This is a genomic window from Kitasatospora sp. NPDC008115 (assembly GCF_042957205.1).
Taxonomy (GTDB): Bacteria; Actinomycetota; Actinomycetes; order Streptomycetales; family Streptomycetaceae; genus Kitasatospora.
The window spans coordinates 1-18,886 of record NZ_JBIBHU010000010.1 but is presented as its reverse complement, the minus strand read 5'-3'; the positions used below and the strand labels follow the sequence as shown (position 1 = coordinate 18,886).

Genomic DNA, 18,886 nt, shown 5'->3' with positions numbered 1-18,886 from the left:
ACCGCCCCGGGCCCGGCAGGGGGGTCAGACCCGCCTCAGGCGCCGACGTACTCGGCGAGGTGCTGGGCGGTGAGGGTGGAGCGGTCCGCGACCAGGTCGGCGGGGGTGCCCTCGAAGACGATGCGGCCGCCGTCGTGGCCGGCCCCCGGGCCGAGGTCGATGATCCAGTCGGCGTGGGCCATCACGGCCTGGTGGTGCTCGACGACGATGACGGACTTGCCCGAGTCGACCAGCCGGTCCAGCAGGCCGAGGAGCTGCTCGACGTCGGCCAGGTGGAGGCCGGTGGTCGGCTCGTCGAGGACGTAGACGCCGCCCTTGTCGCCCATGTGGGTGGCCAGCTTCAGGCGCTGGCGCTCGCCGCCGGAGAGGGTGGTCAGCGGCTGGCCGAGGCTGACGTAGCCGAGGCCGACGTCGACGAGGCGGGACAGGATGCGGTGGGCGGCGGGCACCTTGGACTCGCCGGCGGCGAAGAAGGCCTCCGCCTCGGTCACCGGCATCGCCAGCACCTCGCTGATGTCCCGGCCGCCGAGGTGGTACTCCAGCACCGACGCGTCGAACCGGCGGCCCTCGCAGTCCTCGCAGGTGGTGGCCACGCCGGCCATCATCGCCAGGTCCGTGTAGATGACGCCCGCGCCGTTGCAGGTCGGGCAGGCGCCCTCGGAGTTGGCGCTGAACAGCGCCGGCTTCACGCCGTTGGCCTTGGCGAACGCCTTGCGGATGGGCTCCAGCAGACCGGTGTAGGTGGCCGGGTTGCTGCGCCGCGAGCCGCGGATCGGGCTCTGGTCGACGGAGACCACGCCCTCCCCGGCCGGGATCGAGCCGTGCACCAGCGAGCTCTTGCCGGAGCCGGCCACGCCGGTCACCACGACCAGCACCCCCAGCGGGATGTCCACGTCGACGTCCCGCAGATTGTGGGCGGAGGCACCGCGGACCGCCAGCTCGCCGGTGGGCGTGCGCACCTTCTCCTTCACCGACGCCCGGTCGTCCAGGTGTCGGCCGGTGACCGTGCCGGCGGCGCGCAGGCCCTCGACACTGCCCTCGAAGCAGACCGTGCCGCCCGCCGAGCCCGCGCCCGGACCGAGGTCCACCACGTGGTCGGCGATCGCGATCACCTCGGGCTTGTGCTCCACCACCAGCACCGTGTTGCCCTTGTCCCGCAGTTGCCGCAGCAGGCCGTTCATCCGCCGGATGTCGTGCGGGTGCAGACCGGTGCTGGGCTCGTCGAAGACGTAGGTCACATCGGTGAGCGAGGAGCCGAGGTGGCGGATCATCTTCACCCGCTGCGCCTCGCCGCCCGACAGGGTGCCGGCCGGCCGCTCCAGGGAGAGGTAGCCGAGGCCGATCTCGACGAACGAGTCCAGGGTCTCCCGGAGCGCCGCGAGCAGCGGGGCCACCGAGGGCTCGTCGAGGCCGCGCACCCACTCGGCGAGGTCGCTGATCTGCATCCGGCAGGCGTCGGCGATGCTGATCCCGGCGATCTTCGAGGACCGGGCGGCCTCGGTCAGCCGGGTGCCGTCGCACTCGGGGCAGGAGGCGAAGGTGACCGCGCGGTCCACGAACGCCCGGATGTGCGGCTGCATCGCCTCCCGGTCCTTGGACAGGATGGACTTCTGGACCTTCGGGATCAGCCCCTCGTAGGTGAGGTTGATGCCGTTGACCTTCACCTTGGTCGGCTCGCGGTGCAGGAAGTCCCGCAGCTCCTGCTCGGTGTAGTCGCGGATCGGCTTGTCCGCGTCGAGGAAGCCGGAGCCGCTGAAGATCCGCGTCATCCACCCGTCGCCGGTGTAGCCGGGCACGGTGATCGCGCCCTCGGCGAGCGACCTGGTCTCGTCGTAGAGCTGGGTCAGGTCGATGTCCGAGACCGAGCCCCGGCCCTCGCAGCGCGGGCACATGCCGCCGGTGACGCTGAAGCTGCGCCGCTCCTTGACCGTTGTGCCGCCGCGCTCCACGGTGACCGCGCCGGCCCCGCTGATCGAGGCGACGTTGAAGGAGAACGCCTTGGCGGAGCCGATGTGCGGCAGCCCGAGCCGGCTGAACAGGATCCGCAGCATCGCGTTGGTGTCGGTCGCGGTGCCGACGGTGGAGCGCGGGTCCGCGCCCATCCGCTGCTGGTCGACGATGATCGCGGTGGTCAGCCCGTCCAGCACGTCCACGTCCGGGCGCGCCACCGACGGCATGAAGCCCTGCACGAACGCGCTGTAGGTCTCGTTGATCAGCCGCTGCGACTCCGCCGCGACGGTGTCGAACACCAGGGAGCTCTTGCCCGAGCCGGAGACGCCCGTGAACACCGTGAGCCGGCGCTTCGGGATCTCGATGCTGACGTCCTTGAGGTTGTTCTCGCGTGCCCCGTGCACGCGGATCAGGTCGTGGGTGTCGGCGGCGTGCGGCTCGGGTGCCTGTCCGTCGGTCCTCGTGCCCGTGCTCATCGTCTCTCCGGTTCCTCTCGCGGTGCGCTCCGGTTCCGATCTAACCAGCCGGGTACGACAGGCGGTGTTTAGGCCGGTCGGAGGTCGCGCGCTGGCGGCCGGCCGGGGCGCGCCGCACCGTGGTGGCGGGGGCCGGACGACGGGAGGTGCCGGCGGTGTCGAAGCGGGCACGGCTGTGGCGGGCGACGGCGGGCCTGGCGGCCCTGGCCGTGGGCGCCGGCACGGTCCCGGCGACGGCCGCCGGGGTGCGGCCGGGGTGGGTGGTGGCCGTGGTGGACCAGGCCTCGCGGCGGGTGCTGGTGGTGGCGGGCGCCGAGGAGTTGACCGGCTACCGCGGGCCGGACGAGGAGCCGGTGGTCTGGTCGTGGTCCGCGGACACCGCCGGCGACCTCGGCGACCTCGACCCGCGCCGCAGCTGGGAGCTGCCAGACGAGGCGAAGAGCCGGGTGCGGGACGGCCGTCGGTACCTGGTCGCCACCGCCTCCGGCGGCCTCGCGGCCCTCGTCGACACCGGGACCGGCGCCACCGCCTGGGCCGTCGACACCGGACAACTGGCCAACCCGCACAGCGCCGAACTGCTCCCCGACGGCAATGTGGCCGTCGCCGCCTCCGGCGGCGGCTGGATACGGCTCTACGCCGCCTCGCTCGGTCCGCGCGCCACCGCGCACGCCGAGTACCGGCTGCCGGGCGCCCACGGGGTGCACTGGGACCAGCGCGCCCGGCTGCTCTGGGCGCTCGGCGACGACGCGCTCACCGCGCTGCGGGTGGGCGGCACCGCGGCCGCGCCGGCGCTCACCGCCGAGCGGACGGTGCCGCTGCCCGAGCCGGGCGGCCACGACCTGTCGCCGGTGCTCGCCGAGCCGGGCCGGCTGTGGGTGAGCACGGCCGGGCACCTGTGGCGCTTCGACCCGGCGGCGGACCGCTTCACCCGGGTCCGGCTGGGGAGCGAGGGGGCCGAGCGGGACATCAAGAGCGTCGGCGACGAGCCCCGCACCGGGCGGCTGCTCATCGCGGCCCCGGACCACGCGGGCCCCTGCTCCTGGTGCACCTCGGCGCTCACCCTGCACCGCCCGGACGGCAGTTGGCGGCTTCCCGGCACGCACCTCTACAAGGCGCGCTGGTGGCCCAGTTGGGGGAGCGGGGCATGACCCCGGGCACCGGCGGCAGGACCGGGGGGAGGACCGGGGGAGCAGGCGGGGGAACGACCTGGGGGGAGACCGGGGCGAGGGGCGGGGGACGGGCCGGACCGGGCTGGCATTCGGTGGATGCGGCTGATTTTATGCAACGCCAAACTACTCCAATAGTGGTCAGTTTCCGCTCCGGTTCCGTATACCTCCCGGTAGCGCCCCGGGCTGGGATAGCGTCCATGGCGCCGGGGGGATCCGGTCCCGCTCGACGGGTCCGCACCATCCAGAAACCCATCCCTACCCACACCTACCCATTCAGGGAGAGAACTGTGCGCAATTTCGTGTTGGAATCAAGGTCCGAGACCGTGGACGAGCTGCGGCTCGCGGTGGAATCACTGGCGGCCTTCCCGGCCCGCGCCGCGTTCGGCGGGACGGAGGTCACCGACCGCCTCGCGGCGGTGGCGGATCTGTGCCGGGCGGTCGACGGCGTCCTCGACAGCCTGGTCGTCGAAGCCGCCGCCGAGGCCGCCGAGGAGGGCTGGACCGCGGCCCGGATGGCGTCCGAACACGCCGTCTACTACGCGCGGTTGCGCCGGGCGCTGCTGCTCACCGGTTCCACGGCAGAGCAGCGGTGAACGCGGCGGCCACCCAGGCGGTGGACGTCAACGCACACGTGGTGGCCTGTCCCACCCGGTGGAGCGACGTCGACGAGAACGGGCACATCAACAACGCCCGGCTGGTCTCCTACGTGCAGGAGGGAATTTACGACCTGTTCTGCCACCACGCGGTCGCCGTCCGGGAATCGCTATTCCCGTCCGGATTCCTGATCGCCCGGCACGAGATCGATTATCTGGAGCAGCTGTACCACCGGCCGGAACCGTTGCTGGTGCGGTTGACCGTCGAACGACTCGGGCGCAGTTCCGCGCACGTCGTGGTCAAGGTGTGCCGTGACGCGCACACATTCATGCGGGCACGGACCGTCGTGGTCGCCAGGGACGCGGTCTCCGGCCGCTCCCGTACGCTCAGCCCGTCGGAGCGGCGGTTCCTCTCGGGGTTCCTCGCCGACGGCGTCGTCCCCGCGGTCCCGCCCCGGGTGACGATCGCCTCGCCGCGCGGGTCGCTGTCCGCGTCGTCCTCCGGGCACCACCCCGCCCGTCGACGCCTGCCGAACCCCTCCGCCCTCACGAGGGGCGTTCCGGTGATCCCGGACGGTCGTCGCGCTCGCTGACCTCCGCCGCGACCCGGATCGATGAATGGCAGGATCCTGCTGGGGCAGGATCCTGCTTGGTTTTGCGGGCGGAGGCCGAAGGGGGGCTCGCCGCCGCGGAGTTGGACCGGGGAAGGCGAACTCGGCGGCCCGGGAGGGGAATCCGTCAGCGGCAGAGCGCGGCGGCGCCGATCAGCCCCGCGTCGGTGCCGAGTTCGGCGCGCCGCACGTCCAGCCCGCGGACGTAGGGCAGCGCGGCGTAGCGGTCCAGATGGCGGGCGAGCGGCTCGAACAGGACCGGCCCGGCCGTCGCCACGCCGCCGCCGATCACCACCCGCCGCAGGTCCACCAGCGCGGCGGTGGCGGCGATCCCGGCGGCCAGTGCCCGGGCCGCGCGGTCGAAGGCGGCGAGTGCCAGCGGGTGCCCGGCCAGCGCGTCCTCGGCCACCGCGCGCGCCGAACGGTCGTCCCCGGCGGGCCGCCAGCCCCCGGCGAGGGCCCGGCGGGCGATCGCGGTTCCGCTGGCGATGCCTTCGAGGCAGCCGCGCGAGCCGCACGGGCAGGGTTCGCCGTCGAGGTCGACGGTGATGTGCCCGAGGTGTCCGGCGTTGCCGCTGGGGCCGGGGCGTACGGCCCCGTCCAGCACCAGCCCGGCGCCGACCCCGGTGGAGACCACCAGGCAGAGCGCGTTGTCGGCGCCGCGCGCCGCGCCGCGCCAGTGCTCGGCGGCGGCCATCGCCACCCCGTCCCCGGCCAGTGCCACCCGGCGGGTGCCCACGGCGGGGTGGGCGGCGACCTCGGCGGTGAGCGGGAAGTCCCGCCAGCCGGGGATGTTGACCGGGCTGACGGTGCCCCGGGCGAGGTCCACCGGGCCCGCGCTGCCGATGCCGACGGCGGCCACCTCGCCCCACCGGGGCGCGGCGGCCATCCGGTCCAGCACCCGGTGCACCACGGCCAGCACCTCCGCGGCCGCCTCCCGCGCCGGGGTGGGCAACCGGACGCGGTGGGCGAGCGTCCCGGCGGAGTCGACGAGGGCGCCGGCGATCTTGGTGCCGCCGATGTCGACGGCGGCGAACAGCGGGCCTGCGGCGTCGGGCGAGGGTACGGTCATGGCGGGTGGCTCCGGGGGAGGGGGAGGAGCAGGGACGGGAACAGCAAACAGGACCGGCCGGTGGCACGAGGGGCAGGGTCGCCCCCGGATCTGCCCTTTCGGGCCGTTCCGGTTCGAACCGGAGCGGAAATCCGCACGTGTGCGCAACGTTTCGCGGCCCTCAAGGCATCCAGGAAGTATGGAATCGAATCTTCTCCCGACCGCGGACCCGGCCGACGACGCTCCCGGGCCCTCCCGGAAGTCGCCGGTCCGCTTCGTCCGCTACGGCGCGACCTTCCTGGGCGTGAGCGTGGTGTCCGGTGCGCTGCTGGCGGGCATGGCGCTGCCCGCCGTGGGGGCGCTCGGGCTGACGGCCAAGAACACGGCGGAGGGCTTCGAGGACATCCCGGACGATTTCAAGACCCCGCCGCTCACCCAGGCGACCCAGATATTCGACGCCCAGGGCGGGTTGATCGCCAAGGTCTACGAGCGCGACCGCACCATCCTCACCGCCGAGCAGATGTCGCCCTACATGCGGCAGGCCCAGGTGGACATCGAGGACGCCCGCTTCTACGAGCACGGCGCCGTCGACCTCAAGGGCGTCCTGCGGGCGCTCAGCAAGAACGCGGAGAGCGGCACCGCCTCCGAGGGCGCCTCGACGCTGACCCAGCAGTACGTGAAGAACGTCAACGTCGAGAAGGCCGGCGACGACAAGGAGGCCGTCCGGGAGGCGATGCGCAAGACCCTGGGCCGCAAGATCCAGGAGCTGAAGGTCGCGATCAGGCTGGAGGAGGAGCTGACCAAGGAGCAGATCCTCACCAACTACCTCAACATCACCTACTACGGGAACGGCGCCTACGGCGTGGAGGCGGCCTCCCAGCGCTACTTCAGCAAGAGCAACAAGGACCTCACCGTCGCCGAGGCCGCCACCCTGGCCGGCCTGGTGCAGAACCCCTCGCAGTACGACCCGAAGGCGCACCCGCAGGCCGCGGTGAACCGCCGCAACACGGTGATCGACAAGCTGCTGGAGAACAAGCACATCACGGCGGAGCAGGCCGCGGAGGCCAAGGCCGCCCCGCTGGGCCTGAAGTACCAGGACCCGCAGCGGGGGTGCATCACCGCGCAGGCGGGCATGGGCTTCTTCTGCGACTACGTCCGCCACGTGATCAAGCAGGACCCGGTGTTCGGCGCCAGCGCGGCCGAGCGCAAGAAGTTCTGGGACCAGGGCGGCCTGAACATCCACACCACCCTCGACCGGGACAAGCAGGCCGCCGCGCAGAACGCGGTGAGCTCCAACGTGCGGGTCACCGACAGCGTCTCGGCCGCCGCGAGCATGGTCGAGCCGGGCACCGGCAAGATCCTGGCGATGGCCCAGACCCGCCCGTACGGCCTGGAGACGGCCAAGCACCAGACCGTCGTCAACCTCAACGTCGACGCGGCGATGGGCGGCGGCAACGGCTTCCAGCCCGGCTCGACGTTCAAGCCGGTCGTCGCGGCCGCGGCGATGGAGGCGGGGCTGCCGCCGACCCAGGAGTACCGGTCCCCGAACCGGATGGACTACCCGGACATGAAGACCTGCGAGGGCACCTGGCGGAACACCGGCAAGCCCAAGGTCTCGGTGCCCAACGAGTCCGCGAGCGAGGACGGGCCCTACCAGCTGAAGGAGGCGATGGCCCTCTCGGTCAACACCTACTTCGTGGAGATGGAGCGGGAGATCGGCCTCTGCGCGGTGAAGCAGATGTCCAACAAGCTCGGCATCACCGCCCGGGCCAGCGGCAAGCCGCTGGACGAGGTCCCCGCGATGGCCCTGGGCGTCGAGGAGGTGAGCCCGCTGACCATGGCCGGCGTCTACGCGGCCTTCGCGGCCGGCGGCGAGTACTGCGCCCCGGTGGCCGTCAGCAGGATCACCACCGTCGACGGCAAGGACATCGCCGTCCCGCCCGCGCGCTGCGAGAGGGCGTTCTCCGAGAGCACCGCCCAGGTGCTGAACACCATCCTGAACGGCGTGACCGAGAGCGGCGGCACCGGTGCGGCGCTCCACCTGGAGGGCGACCGGCAGATCGCGGGCAAGACCGGCACCTCGGACAAGAAGAAGGCCGCCTGGTTCAGCGGCTACACCCCGCAACTCGCCACCGCGGTCTGGCTCGGCGGCCCCGACGGCGGCGTGGAGATGCGCAACATCACCATCAACGGGAAGCACCGCACCGAGGTGTTCGGCGCCGACGGCCCCGGGCCGATCTGGCGGGACGCCATGAACCAGGCCCTGCGGGGCACGCCCAAGAAGTCCCTGCCGATGGCGGACATCCCCGACCCCGCGCCCAAGCCCGACCCGAACGCCACCGGCACCGGCGCGCCGTCCAACGGCGCCTCCAACGGCCCGTCCACCAGCGCGTCCAACGGCCCGTCCAACGCGCCGGGCAACGCCCACTCCGGCAAGCCGACCGGCCAGCACCGCTGACGACCCGCCGACGCGGGCCGATGCCGGTGCCCCGCCCCGCCCCGCCCCGCCCGGCCCGGGCGGGGTGAGGGCGAAGGCCGGGAGGGCGAGGAGCCGGGCCGCACGATCCGGCCGGGCACCGGCGGGCTTCCCGGCACCCGCCGCACCCGCCGCGCCCGCCTCCGCCCGCGCCCGCCCGCCTCCGCCCGTCAGCGGCCGTTGCCGAAGGTGCCCCGGGGGCCCGCCGGTTCGGCGCAGGCGCGGCAGATCACGCGGGAGTAGACGGCCGCCGGGCCGCGGATCACCGCCTCGACGCCCCCGTACAGCGACCGGGTCCCCGCCGGGCCGCCGCAGATGTGGCAGCCGCGCAGCGCCTGCGCCTTGGTGTAGCAGTCCCAGCAGACCAGCCGGTCCGCCGCCTCGGCCAGGACGACGGTCGGCTGCGGGGCGGCCAGGTGGCCGCAGTGGCGCAGGGTGCCGTCCTCCTCGGCGCGGAGCATCACCGCCCGGGTCTCCCGGAACCACGGCGCGGCCCGGTCCGGGGTGGTGCGCACCGGGGCCGGCCGCCCCGAGGCGATGAGCAGGCGTTCGGCGTGGTCACCGGCGGCCCTGAGCTGGTCGGTGACGGCGATCTGGGAGGGGTCGTCGCTCATGTGCACGTCCTTGTGCGAACGGTGAGGCCTGCGGGGCGCTCGAAGGGGCAGCGGCCGGGGGAACGGCGCCCGTCTTCGCGGCGCCGCCTCCGGTCCTTCACCCTCCTACCCGCCTCGCGGGCCACCCCTCCTCGCCGGCCGGGGTGCGGGCGTGCGCCTGGGGCGCGCGCTGCGGCTGCGCGCCGTGGGGGCGCAACAGCCGGTCGAGGCCGAGAGAGCGGGCCGCGCCGCGCAGCCTCACATCAGGGACCTCAGCACGTCGACCTCGCAGCCCGGTGCGAACGGGTCGAAGCCGCGCTCGACCAGCCAGCGGACCGCCAGCAGGCTGCGCAGCGACCACCACGCGTGGATCACGTCGAGGTCGACGTCGGTGCCGTAGCCGTCGATCACATCGGCGAGGTGCTCCTGGTGTCCGAGCGTGAAGGTGGCGAGGTCGTACAGGGCGTCACCCCCGCCCGCCTCGGACCAGTCGATGACGCCCGTGACCTCGCCGCCGTCGACGAAGACGTGTGCGATCTGCAGATCGCCGTGGGTGAAGGCCGGGGTCCACGGCCGGAGCGCCGCCTCGGCGACCCGGCGGTTGCGGGCGACCAGGTCGGCGGGCAGGACGCCGTTCGCCACCAGCAGCCCGCACTCCTCGTCGAGTTCCGCCGCCAGCGCGGCGGCGCTCCGCCCGGCCCGGCCCGGCCAGGGTGGCGGCGGCGCGTCGTGCAGCCTCCGGATGGCGGCGCCCGCCGCGGCCCACGCCGCCGGCGACCCGGTCGACGGCCCGCCGAGGCGCCCGAGCGTCGTCCCCGGAAGCGCGGCGATCGCGAGCACGGGCGGTCTGCGCCACAGGACCTCCGGGGTCGGGACCGGCGCCAGGGACATCGCCTCGACCTCGGTGTCGACGCGCGCCTGATCGGCGTCCACCTTCAGGAACACGTCGCCGACGCGCAGGGTCGCCCGCTCGGAATGGGCGACGACGATCTCGACCTCATCCATGGGCGACCAGTATCCCGGGGACGACCGCCGCCGTCGCCGGGTTTTCCGCCGGCGGCCACCGGTCGGAGACCTGCCGGTGCTCCGTCAGGGGTTCCCGGGGCAGGGTCAGCCCAGGGTCCGGGCCCGGGCGACCACCTCGGCGGGGGCCGTGGCCACCGAGCCGGTGTCGTACGGGGGTTGCGGGTCGTACTCGGTGCAGAGCTGGATCGCCTGCGCGGTGACCTCGTCGGTGAGGAGGGCGGCCAGCCGGACGGCCATGTCGATGCCCGAGGAGACCCCGGCCGCGGTGATCAGCCGGTCGTGCCGGACCACCCGGTCGGCGGTGTAGACGGCGCCGTGGGACTCCAGTTCGGCGGTCGCCGCCCAGTGGGTGGTCGCGGTCAGGCCCTTCAGCAGACCGGCCGCGCCCAGCACCACGGAACCGGTGCAGACCGAGGTGGTGAACCGGGTGCCGGCGTGGATCAGGCGCACCCAGTCGAGGAAGGCGGGATCGGCCAGCATGGGCCGGATACCGCCGCCGCCCGGGATCAGCAGGACGTCGCAGCGCTCCACCTCGGAGTACGCGGTGGGGACATGCACCGGCAGCGCGCCGAACGTGTCCCGCACCAGGCCGGGTTCGGCGGTGACGAAGCGAACGACGGCACCGGGTACGAGCGCGAGGATCTCGTACGGGCCGATCGCGTCGAGCGGTTCGAACCCTTCGAAGAGCGGGATCACGATGTCCATGCGTCGCAGGATAGCCGCGACCCGGCCGGTGGTCGCCCCGCTCAGCCGTCGCGCAGGATGCGGCGGCCGGCCGCCGGGGCCACCCTCAGCAGCGCCAGCAGTGCCCGGGAGGCGCCGACGGCGACGACGGGGCGTTCGCGCGCCATGCCGCGCACGATGGCCTCGGCGGCCCGGGCGGGGCCGATCTTCCGGGCCGGGCCCTCGCGGCCGGCGGTCATCGCCGTGTCCACGAGCGGCAGGACGACCTCCTGGACCCGCACGCCCGGGCTGGTCGTCCGCGCCTGGTGGCGCAGCGACTCCAGCAGGATGTGGACGCCCGCCTTGGTGGCGCAGTAGACCGGCGCGCTCTGCTTGGGCGCGTACGCGAGACCGGAGGTGACGGCGAGGAACGCGGCGCCCGCCCCGCCGCCGGGCGCCGCCGCGGCCGTGAGGTGCGGCCATGCGGCGGCGGCGAGTTCGACCACCGAGGCGAGGTTGACCTCGATCTCCTGCCGGGCGCAGGCGAGGACCTCCGGATCGGGGCCCAGGGTGAGCGGAGTGCGGTACTGCACACCGGCGTTGGCGACCACTACGTCCAGCCCGCCGAGGCGCTCGACGGACTCGGCGACGACCCGCGCCGCCTCCCCGGGCACCGCCAGGTCGGCGCGGACGGCGTGCGGGCCGCCGGCGGTGCGGCCGCAGGTGACGACGGTGGCGCCGAGGGCGGTCAGGGCTTCGGAGAGGGCCAGGCCGACTCCGCCGGTGCCGCCGGTGACGAGGATGCGCTTTGAGCCAAGGTTCACACCGGCGATGGTGGAGTGACGGCGTCCGGTCCGCTTGTACGATCGCGCCATGCCCCGAACCGGAGTCGACATGGCGCGCTCGGTCCGCCCGACGATGGCCCGGGCGGTGCTGCACACGCTCGGCCCTTCCCCCGCCGGCGAGTCGGCGCGGCGGGCCGAACGCCTGCTCGGCGACGGCCTGCCGGTGCCGGAGCGACTGCACGGAAGGCTGGTGGAGGCCCTCGCGGCACGCGGCTGGCCCGCGCTGCGCAGCGCCGCCGACCGGCTGTTGGCCGAGGACCCGCTGCTCGCCGAGCTGGCCCGCTGCGGCGGCCTGCCGCAACTCCTGGGCCGGGTGGGGCTGGTGGAGCCCTGGTTCCACGCCGGACACCGCACCCGCCGGACGCTTTCGGTCGACGGATCGCTGATCGTCCGTCACATCCCCTCGCTCGCCCGGACCCCGAGCCCCGCCGAATCACTCCTCGTCTGCGCCCTGTACGCGGCCGGCACGGCGGCCGTGGTCGGCCGCACGGCCCGCGTCGAGGTGGTGGCCGACGGCGCGACCGGCCGCCCCGAGGAGGTCCGGCGGGCGTCCCGGGTCACCGGTTGGCGGCTGCACTGGTCCGACGGCCGGCCCGCCGCCGAACCGCGCCCGCTGGACGCCGTCCGCGCGGGCTTCGCCCGTCACCCGGCCCGCCCCTGGCGCCTGCCCGCGACGGCCGCGCTGCTCGGCCTGGCGCCGCGCACCCTCCAGCGCGCCCTCGCCGCCGCGGGAACCTCCTTCCAGGCCGAACTGCTCGCCGTCCGCCTGGAGGTGGCCGGTCAGCTGACCGCCCGCACGGCCCTTCCCCTCGCCGACATCGCCGCCACCGCCGGCTTCACCGACCACGCCCACCTGACCCGCCGCTTCCACGCCCACTACGGCTGCCCGCCCTCGGAGTTCCGCCGCACGGCGCACCACTGACCCGGCTTGGCACGACGGTCCGCAGGAACGTGGTCCGTGATCGATCCCCCACTCGCCGGCGTTCCTCCCGTGGTCGCCCCGGTGGCCGGGTCCTGGCGCCTGGTGGACGCCCAGCCGGCGAAGCACGCGCCGCTCAGCCTGGCCGAACTCCGTCCGCCCGCGGCGCCCGAGGCGGTCGACCGGGTCGAGGAGCGGCCCGGATTCGCGCTGCCCGCGGATCCGCCGCAGTCGCTGCTGTGCCATGACGGGGACGACTCCCGCCCGGCGATCCTCCCGTGCGGCCCGCTGTACTCCACCGAGGGGATCGTCGAGATCCGCACCACGCGGATGGAGATCCGGGACGCGGACGACCCGGACGAGCAGGAGGAGCCCTGGTGGGGGACGTTCCGGGTCCCGTTCGCCGGCAGTGACGACGACGAGCACTTCGTCGACGCGGGCCCCGGCCCGGGGCGGGGCCGGCTCGGGACGGCCGCCCACGACGACTCGGCCCGGTCCGTCGGTTGGCCGGGCCTCGGGGCCCGGCTGCGGTCGGTGGCCCAGGGGATGCTGCACCACGACGACCGGGACTGGGCCGGAGCGGTCCACAGGCCGGTGCTCCGTGGGGACGGAACGGTCGACCGGTGGCGTCCGGAGGCTCAGGCCGACAGGGCGAGGCGGAACGCCAGGGCGAGGACGACCGCGTTGCCGGCGAGGCCGGTGAGGAGGCGGGCGCGCGGGCCGGTGAGGGCGCGGCGGAGCAGGCTGCCGCCGGTGGCGAGCAGCGCCTGCCAGCTCGCCGAGGCGGCGAACGCGGCGAGCGCGAAGACCAGCCCCGGCCCGAGCGGGCGGCCCTGGTCGGCGTGGCCGCCGATCACCAGGGCGGTGAAGTAGACCACGGTGAGCGGGTTGAGCAGGGTCAGGCCGAGCAGCGCCGCGTACGTGCGCCACGGCGAGGCCGCGACCGGCGGCGGCGCGCCGTCCTCCCGCCGGTGGGCGCGGAGCGTCGCGCGCAGGCCGTGGACGGCGAGCAGGACGAGGACGCCGGCGGCCACGATCTCCAGCACCCCGGCGGCTGGCGCGATCACCGGTGCGAGCGCCGCACCGCCGAGCACCGCCACGAGGGCGTACAGGCCGTCGGCGGTGGCCACGCCCAGCGCGGCGGCCAGCCCCCGGCCCAGCGAGACCCGCGAGGCGAGGGTGACGACCAGGACGGAGACCGCGCCGACCGGCACGGCGACGCCGTAGCCGGCCAGGAGTCCGGAGAGCAGGGCGTCGGTCATCGGCAACCGGTCCGATTCTGGTGGGGGCGGGCGGCGCGGACGCCGGGGCTGGCCGGGAGCGTAGCCCCGCACCGCCGCCCCCGGCCATCGGTTTTTCCCGACCCGGCCGGCCGCCGCGAACACCGTCCCCGTGGTCAGTCCGTGGCGGCCGCCGTCAGGACCGCCGGGGTGGGGCCGTCCGGGCGGACGGTGATGCTGTAGACGGAGCCCGCCGGGGTGCTCAGGAAGCGCACCTCGTGGGCGGGCAGCAGGAGTTCGAGCAGGGCGGTGGACTCGCGGAGGGCGAACTGGGTGCCCAGGCAGGCGCGGGCGCCCAGGCCGAACGGGAAGTAGGCGCCGAGGTGGGCGGGGCGGGTGCCGCCGGGGGTGAAGCGGGTGGGGTCGAAGCGCTCCGGGTCGGGCCACAACTCCGGGTCGCGGTGGGTGAGGTAGGGGCAGACCAGCAGGTCGGTGCCGGCCTCGACGCGGTGCCCGGCGAGGGTGTCGTCGGTGAGCGCGTGGCGCGGGAGGATCCACGCGGAGGGGTAGAGCCGCAGCGTCTCACTGACCAGGGCCTGCACCGCCTCGCGCCGTTCGGGCGAGCCCCCGGGACCGGCCGCGAGGGCCCGGGCGCGGGCCTCGGGGTTGGCGTCGAGCAGCAGGTACAGCCAGGTGAGGGTGGTGGCTGTGGTCTCGTGGCCGGCGACGAGCAGGGTCACCAGCTCGTCGCGGATCAGCCGGTCGGTGTACTCGGGGTGCCGGTCCGCGGCGTCCAGCAGGTCGCGCAGCACCCCGGGGCCGTCGGGGCCGTCCTCGCGGCGGCGGGCGGCGTCGATGGCGGCGTGCGCGACGGCGTCGATCCGGGCCAGGTCGCCGGCGACGGCTTCGCGGGCGTGGTCGCCGTCGGGCAGCTGGGGGAGGGCGGCGACCACGGCGGGGATGCGGTCGAGTTCGCGCTCGGTGGCCGCGTCCAGCGGGTGGCCGGTGAGCGCGCGCCAGATGGTGTCGAGGGCGAAGTGGCGCATCTCGTCGCCGACGTCGATCCGCTCGCCGGTGCGCGCGTACCCGGCCCAGCGGTCGGCGGTGCGGCGGGCCGCGGCGGCGATCCGCTGCTCGTAGCGGCGCATTCCGGGGCCGGTGAACTGGGCCTGGAGCAGACGGCGTTGGCGCTTCCAGGCGTCGCCGGTGGCGGACAGCACGCCGTCGCCGGCGATCATCCGGGCGCGGTGCGAGCGCTTGACGTAGCGATCCGGGTGGCGGCCGAGGACGTGCTGGACGGCCTCCGGGTCGGTGACCAGGACGGTGGGCCGCGGGCCGATCCGGAACGCGGCGACGCCGCCGAGCCGTTGCCGGGTGCGGGCCAGCAGCTCGACCAGCTCCGCCTCCTCGGCGCGCCACTCCTCGACCGCCTCGGGCGGCAGTTCGGGCACCGGCGGCACCGGTCGCGCGGACGAGGAGTCGGGGTCGGCGGTGGTGGTCACGGCGGGTCTCCTCGGTCGGGACGAACGGGCCCGCGCCGACTCTACGTCAACGACCCTGCCGGGAGGGAGAGCTGTCGGGCGGAATGCCCCGTTCGAGCGCGGACAAAGGCGCGGTCCGCGTACCGCGACCGGTAATTCGATGCAGATCATTCCGGATAACCGTTGCGGGCGGCCGGAATTGGCCTGCGGTGGCCGGAAGTGCGAACGGTGGCCGAGTCCGATGACCCGTCATTGACACTCCTTTGACCATCACTTTACTGTCGCCGATGGCGGCGCGGATCCGTGCCGCCGGACAACCGGCACACCTCGGAGGTTCGTATGGAACAGCTCGTCAAGAGGATGACCCAGGAAGACAAGTGGAAGCGCTGGGTGGCCGCCAACTCGGCCGCCGGCGCCAAGGACGGCTGCATCAGCGTCACCAAGTCCGGCTGCATCAGCGTGGCGAAGTCCGGCTGTATCTCCTGACGCGACGCGATGCTCCGGCCGGCCCCGGGACGCCCCGGCCGGCGTAGAGAGACGGCCCGGGCCGGCCGAGCGGCCGGCCCGGGCCCCACGACCGGAGGTGACAGTGAACGGCCAGCCGACCGCCGACGTGGTCGACCGGATCAAGGACATTCCCCTCTACCGCGACTCGATCGAACGGGGGTACTTCCCCGTTCTGGAGAAACCCGAGATCGCCCGCGGCTTCCCGGACAACTGGATGACGCCCGGCCTCGCCGCGGCCCTCGCCGCGGGCGACGCGGAGATGGTGCTCTCCACCGGCACCAACCACGCCCGCATGCAGATCATCCGGCCGCCGTACTTCCTGCTGAAGTCCTACTACCGGCTGTGGAGCGAGCACCCCGACATCTCCGGCACCTGGGCGGAGGGCTGTCCGCGGGTCTCCCTGACCACCGTCCTGGCGACCGAGCACGTGGCACGCGTCAACGCCCGCAAGCGGGGCGAGGAACCGGCCGCCGAACCGTCGCCGCAGGACCGCCGGCTGGACGACCGCACCCGCTACCTCAACCTCCGCCTGGACCCCGGCCACTGGCAGCGGGCGGACGTCGAGCGGATGCTCGCGGAGATCAGAGCCGCCGCCGGGGCCCACCCGGGCGGCCGCTACCACCTCGACTGCTCCTCCTCCCACCTGGCGCACCTGGTGCGCAAAGTCCGGGCCTGGGGCCTGTGGGCGGACTTCCCACAGCCGGCCAGCATCGTGCACGCCTACGAGTACACCCCCGTGAACGTCGCCCGGTACCTGCGCGAGCACTTCGACTGCCCGATCGTCGACCTGTTCGGCAGCACCGAACTCGGCTACCTCTACTACAGCGACCGCAGCGGCCGGTACCGGCCCTTCCTCGACGGGATGAGCGTCGAACTCCTCCCCGTCGCCCCGGGCAGCGGGATCCACAGCCTGATCGTCACCAGCGTCCGCAACCCCTGGATGCCGCTGGTCCGCTACCGCTCCGGCGACTGCGTCCGCACCCTGGACGGCAGCACGGACCCCGGCCGCATCGCCCGGTTCTGCGGCCGGGAGAAGGAGTTGCTCGCCGCCCCCGGGGGCCCGGTCGCCCAGGGCGACCTCGACGAGGCGGTCGGCGCGGTCACGCCCCGGACCTTCCTCCACCAGCTCGACGTGACGGGCCCGGGGGAGGGCGCGGTGCTGCGCTGCACCACCTTCGACGGCGCCCCGTTGACGGCGGCCGAGACGGACGCCCTGGCCGGCGAGGCCGGACGGCTGACCGGACGGCCGTGCCGGGTCGAGCACCACGACCACCTGCCGATCGGCGCCTCGGGCAAGTACGCCTGGCTCGCCACCACCCCGCCCCCGGCCGCCGGGGACAGCCACGGAGGCACCCGATGACCGCCGACCGGCCCCGCGTCACCGCCGAGGACCTCAGGGCCCTGCTCGGCGAGGACCTCCACACCGAGGTGGTGGCCTACACCGCCGCGCGCACCGGCGTCACGCCCGCCGACGCCGAGCGCCAGGTCACCGAGTGCCTGCGCTACCTCTACCTGGTCTCCAGCCACCGCGAGGAGCTCGCCGGGCTCTTCCTGCCGGTCGAGCAGGACATCGACGAGATCTGGCACTACCTCATCCTGCAGACCCGCGAGTACCGCGCCCTGTGCGAGGAGCGCCTGCCGGGCCGGTTCTTCGTCCACCACCGCGGCATCCCGTACGAGTCGTACCAGGAGGAGCCCGGCCGGGAGGCGGCCGCCGAGCAGGCGCTGCGCTGGATCCCGCTCTACTGCCGGGAGTTCGGCCCCTTCGACGAGGGGGCGCTGGCGCACTGGACGATCGTCCGCTACCTCCACGAGGAACTGGACATGTCGCTGGAGGAGATCTCGGCGCTGCGCCCGACGGCGGCGGCATGACGCTCTCCCCGCAGGTCGCCGCCGGGCCCCGGCACCCGCCCGAACACCCGGCGCAGCGGCGGGTGCTGGCCGTCCTGGTGGCCTCCCAGCTGGTGAGCGGGATCGGGCTCACCGCGGGCGTCGTGGTGGGGTCGCTGATCGCCGAGGAGATGCTCGGCTCGACCGGGCTGGCGGGCCTTCCCACGGCCCTGTTCACCGGCGGGTCGATGCTCGGCGCGCTGGGCATCGGGCGGCTCTGCCAGGCCTGGGGGCGCCGGCCGGGGCTCGGGCTCGGGTACGCGGTCGGCGCCCTGGGCAGCGTCGGGGTGGTGGTCGCGGTGGCCGCCGACCAGGTGGCCCTGCTGCTGCCCGCGCTGCTGGTCTACGGCGCCGGTACCGCCACCAACCTGCTCGCCCGGTACGCGGGCGCCGACCTGGCCGCCCCGGAGCGGCGCGGCAGGGACGTCAGCCGGGTCCTGCTGGCCTCCACCGCCGGCGCGGTCGCCGGGCCCAATCTGGTGTCCCTGGTCGGCGGGCCGGCCGAGGAGTGGGGGCTGTCGCGGACGGCCGCGCCGTTCGTGCTGGCCGCCGTCGGCTACGCGGTGGCGGCCGTGGTGGTCGGCGCCCTGCTGCGGCCCGATCCGCTCCGCTCGGCCCGGGCCCGGGGTCCGGTGGCCACCGCGGAGCCTGCCGAAGCGGCCGGGAAGGCCGGAGCGGCCGGAACGGCCGAAGCGGTCGAGGCGGCCCGGGACCCGGTCCGGACGCCCGGTGTGGCGACCGGACTGTGGATCATGGTGCTGGGCCAGCTGCCGAAGGTCGCGCTGATGGCGATGATCCCGGTCCACCTGGCCGCCAACGGCCACGGCACCGCCGCGATCGGCCTGGTGGTCTCGCTGCACATCGGCGCGATGTTCCTGCCGTCCCCGCTCAGCGGCCTGCTGGTCGACCGCTGGGGTCCGTTGCCGGTGGCCGCCGTCGCCGGCGTCACGCTCGCCGCCGCGGCCCTGCTGGTCGGCCTCGCCCCGGGGGACTCGGTGCCGCTGGTCGCGGCGGCCCTGCTGCTGGCCGGCGTCGGCTGGAACCTGGGCCTGGTCGGCGGGACCGCCGTGGTCACCGCCGCCGCGCCGCCCGGGCGCGGCGCCGCCACCCAGGGTCTGGCCGATGTGGGGCTCTCGGTCGCGGGCTGCACCGGCGGTCTGCTCTCCGGCCCGGTGATGGCGGCCGGCGGCTACGGCACGCTGGCCGTGGGCTGCGCCCTGGTGGCCCTGCTCGTCACCCCGGTGGCGCTGTGGGCCGCCCGTCCGTCGCGCGCGGCGGCGGCCGGCGGCCCGGCGTCCGCGCCCGGTGCGGCCCGGCGCCGCTAGTGTCCTGCGCCGGAGATCCGTCGGCAGAATCGGGCGAGGGAGTCGAGGATCTCGTCGGCGGTCTTGGTCCAGGTGAACGGTGTGGGGTCCT

17 protein-coding genes are annotated in these 18,886 nt (G+C 74.7%); 9 read left to right on the top strand and 8 right to left on the bottom strand.

All coding sequences use genetic code 11. The annotated features are described in order from the left end of the window. Positions 1-35 precede the first annotated feature (35 nt). Positions 36-2,426: an ATP-binding cassette domain-containing protein gene (locus tag ACFZBX_RS14790; RefSeq protein WP_391534118.1), complete on the bottom strand. Its 2,391-nt coding sequence runs from the start codon at positions 2,424-2,426 to the stop codon at positions 36-38. Positions 2,427-2,581: 155 nt separating this feature from the next. Between ACFZBX_RS14790 and ACFZBX_RS14785 the strand changes: the two genes are divergently transcribed. The 3 genes from ACFZBX_RS14785 (at position 2,582) to ACFZBX_RS14775 (ending at position 4,781) form a co-directional block, all read left to right on the top strand. Then, positions 2,582-3,574: a DUF6528 family protein gene (locus ACFZBX_RS14785; RefSeq protein ID WP_391534116.1), complete on the top strand. Its 993-nt coding sequence runs from the start codon at positions 2,582-2,584 to the stop codon at positions 3,572-3,574. Positions 3,575-3,918: 344 nt separating this feature from the next. After that, complete coding sequence (locus ACFZBX_RS14780; RefSeq protein ID WP_391534114.1) at positions 3,919-4,188, top strand: hypothetical protein; 270 nt, start codon at positions 3,919-3,921, stop codon at positions 4,186-4,188. Further along, the gene (locus ACFZBX_RS14775; protein ID WP_380761323.1) at positions 4,185-4,781 is read left to right on the top strand and encodes an acyl-CoA thioesterase; all 597 of its coding nucleotides are present in this window, start codon (positions 4,185-4,187) and stop codon (positions 4,779-4,781) included. The genes ACFZBX_RS14780 and ACFZBX_RS14775 overlap by 4 nt, the downstream gene beginning before the upstream one ends. 145 nt (positions 4,782-4,926) lie before the next feature. Here ACFZBX_RS14775 and ACFZBX_RS14770 read toward each other — a convergent pair whose 3' ends face one another. Then, the gene (locus ACFZBX_RS14770) at positions 4,927-5,871 is read right to left on the bottom strand and encodes an ROK family protein (protein ID WP_391534112.1); all 945 of its coding nucleotides are present in this window, start codon (positions 5,869-5,871) and stop codon (positions 4,927-4,929) included. A 178-nt stretch (positions 5,872-6,049) separates the two neighbouring features. On the opposite strand from ACFZBX_RS14770, the gene ACFZBX_RS14765 reads away from it, so the two are divergent. Next, positions 6,050-8,308 carry a transglycosylase domain-containing protein gene (locus tag ACFZBX_RS14765; protein ID WP_391534111.1) on the top strand — a complete coding sequence of 753 codons (2,259 nt, stop codon included), beginning with the start codon at positions 6,050-6,052 and terminating at the stop codon, positions 8,306-8,308. A gap of 188 nt (positions 8,309-8,496) precedes the next feature. Here ACFZBX_RS14765 and ACFZBX_RS14760 read toward each other — a convergent pair whose 3' ends face one another. From ACFZBX_RS14760 to ACFZBX_RS14745, 4 genes are all read right to left on the bottom strand, one after another. Further along, on the bottom strand, positions 8,497-8,940 hold the full coding sequence (locus tag ACFZBX_RS14760) for a hypothetical protein (RefSeq protein ID WP_391534110.1): 444 nt from the start codon (positions 8,938-8,940) through the stop codon (positions 8,497-8,499). 237 nt (positions 8,941-9,177) lie between these two features. Then, entirely contained in the window at positions 9,178-9,924 is a 747-nt protein-coding gene (locus tag ACFZBX_RS14755; protein ID WP_391534108.1) for a phosphotransferase family protein, read from the bottom strand. Positions 9,925-10,029: 105 nt separating this feature from the next. Next, positions 10,030-10,650, bottom strand: a complete 621-nt coding sequence (locus ACFZBX_RS14750) for a DJ-1/PfpI family protein (RefSeq protein WP_391534107.1) — start codon at positions 10,648-10,650, stop codon at positions 10,030-10,032. A gap of 41 nt (positions 10,651-10,691) precedes the next feature. Beyond that, a complete protein-coding gene (locus ACFZBX_RS14745; protein WP_391534105.1) occupies positions 10,692-11,432 on the bottom strand; it encodes an SDR family NAD(P)-dependent oxidoreductase in 741 nt (246 codons plus the stop codon). 49 nt (positions 11,433-11,481) lie between these two features. Between ACFZBX_RS14745 and ACFZBX_RS14740 the strand changes: the two genes are divergently transcribed. Beyond that, positions 11,482-12,375, top strand: coding sequence for a helix-turn-helix transcriptional regulator (locus ACFZBX_RS14740; RefSeq protein WP_391534103.1), 894 nt, complete (start codon positions 11,482-11,484; stop codon positions 12,373-12,375). Between the two features lie 635 nt (positions 12,376-13,010). Here ACFZBX_RS14740 and ACFZBX_RS14735 read toward each other — a convergent pair. Next, entirely contained in the window at positions 13,011-13,634 is a 624-nt protein-coding gene (locus tag ACFZBX_RS14735) for a LysE family transporter (protein WP_391534101.1), read from the bottom strand. A gap of 134 nt (positions 13,635-13,768) precedes the next feature. After that, on the bottom strand, positions 13,769-15,094 hold the full coding sequence (locus tag ACFZBX_RS14730) for a cytochrome P450 (protein WP_391534100.1): 1,326 nt from the start codon (positions 15,092-15,094) through the stop codon (positions 13,769-13,771). Between the two features lie 318 nt (positions 15,095-15,412). Between ACFZBX_RS14730 and ACFZBX_RS14725 the strand changes: the two genes are divergently transcribed. The 4 genes from ACFZBX_RS14725 (at position 15,413) to ACFZBX_RS14710 (ending at position 18,795) form a co-directional block, all read left to right on the top strand. After that, positions 15,413-15,559 (top strand): hypothetical protein, encoded by a 147-nt coding sequence (locus ACFZBX_RS14725; protein ID WP_391534098.1) that lies wholly within the window; start codon positions 15,413-15,415, stop codon positions 15,557-15,559. 103 nt (positions 15,560-15,662) lie between these two features. Then, entirely contained in the window at positions 15,663-16,940 is a 1,278-nt protein-coding gene (locus ACFZBX_RS14720; protein WP_391534096.1) for a hypothetical protein, read from the top strand. Beyond that, positions 16,937-17,452, top strand: a complete 516-nt coding sequence (locus ACFZBX_RS14715) for a hypothetical protein (RefSeq protein ID WP_391534094.1) — start codon at positions 16,937-16,939, stop codon at positions 17,450-17,452. The genes ACFZBX_RS14720 and ACFZBX_RS14715 overlap by 4 nt, the downstream gene beginning before the upstream one ends. Next, positions 17,449-18,795, top strand: coding sequence for an MFS transporter (locus ACFZBX_RS14710; protein WP_391534092.1), 1,347 nt, complete (start codon positions 17,449-17,451; stop codon positions 18,793-18,795). Before ACFZBX_RS14715 ends, ACFZBX_RS14710 begins: the two co-directional genes overlap by 4 nt. Positions 18,796-18,886: the final 91 nt, after the last annotated feature.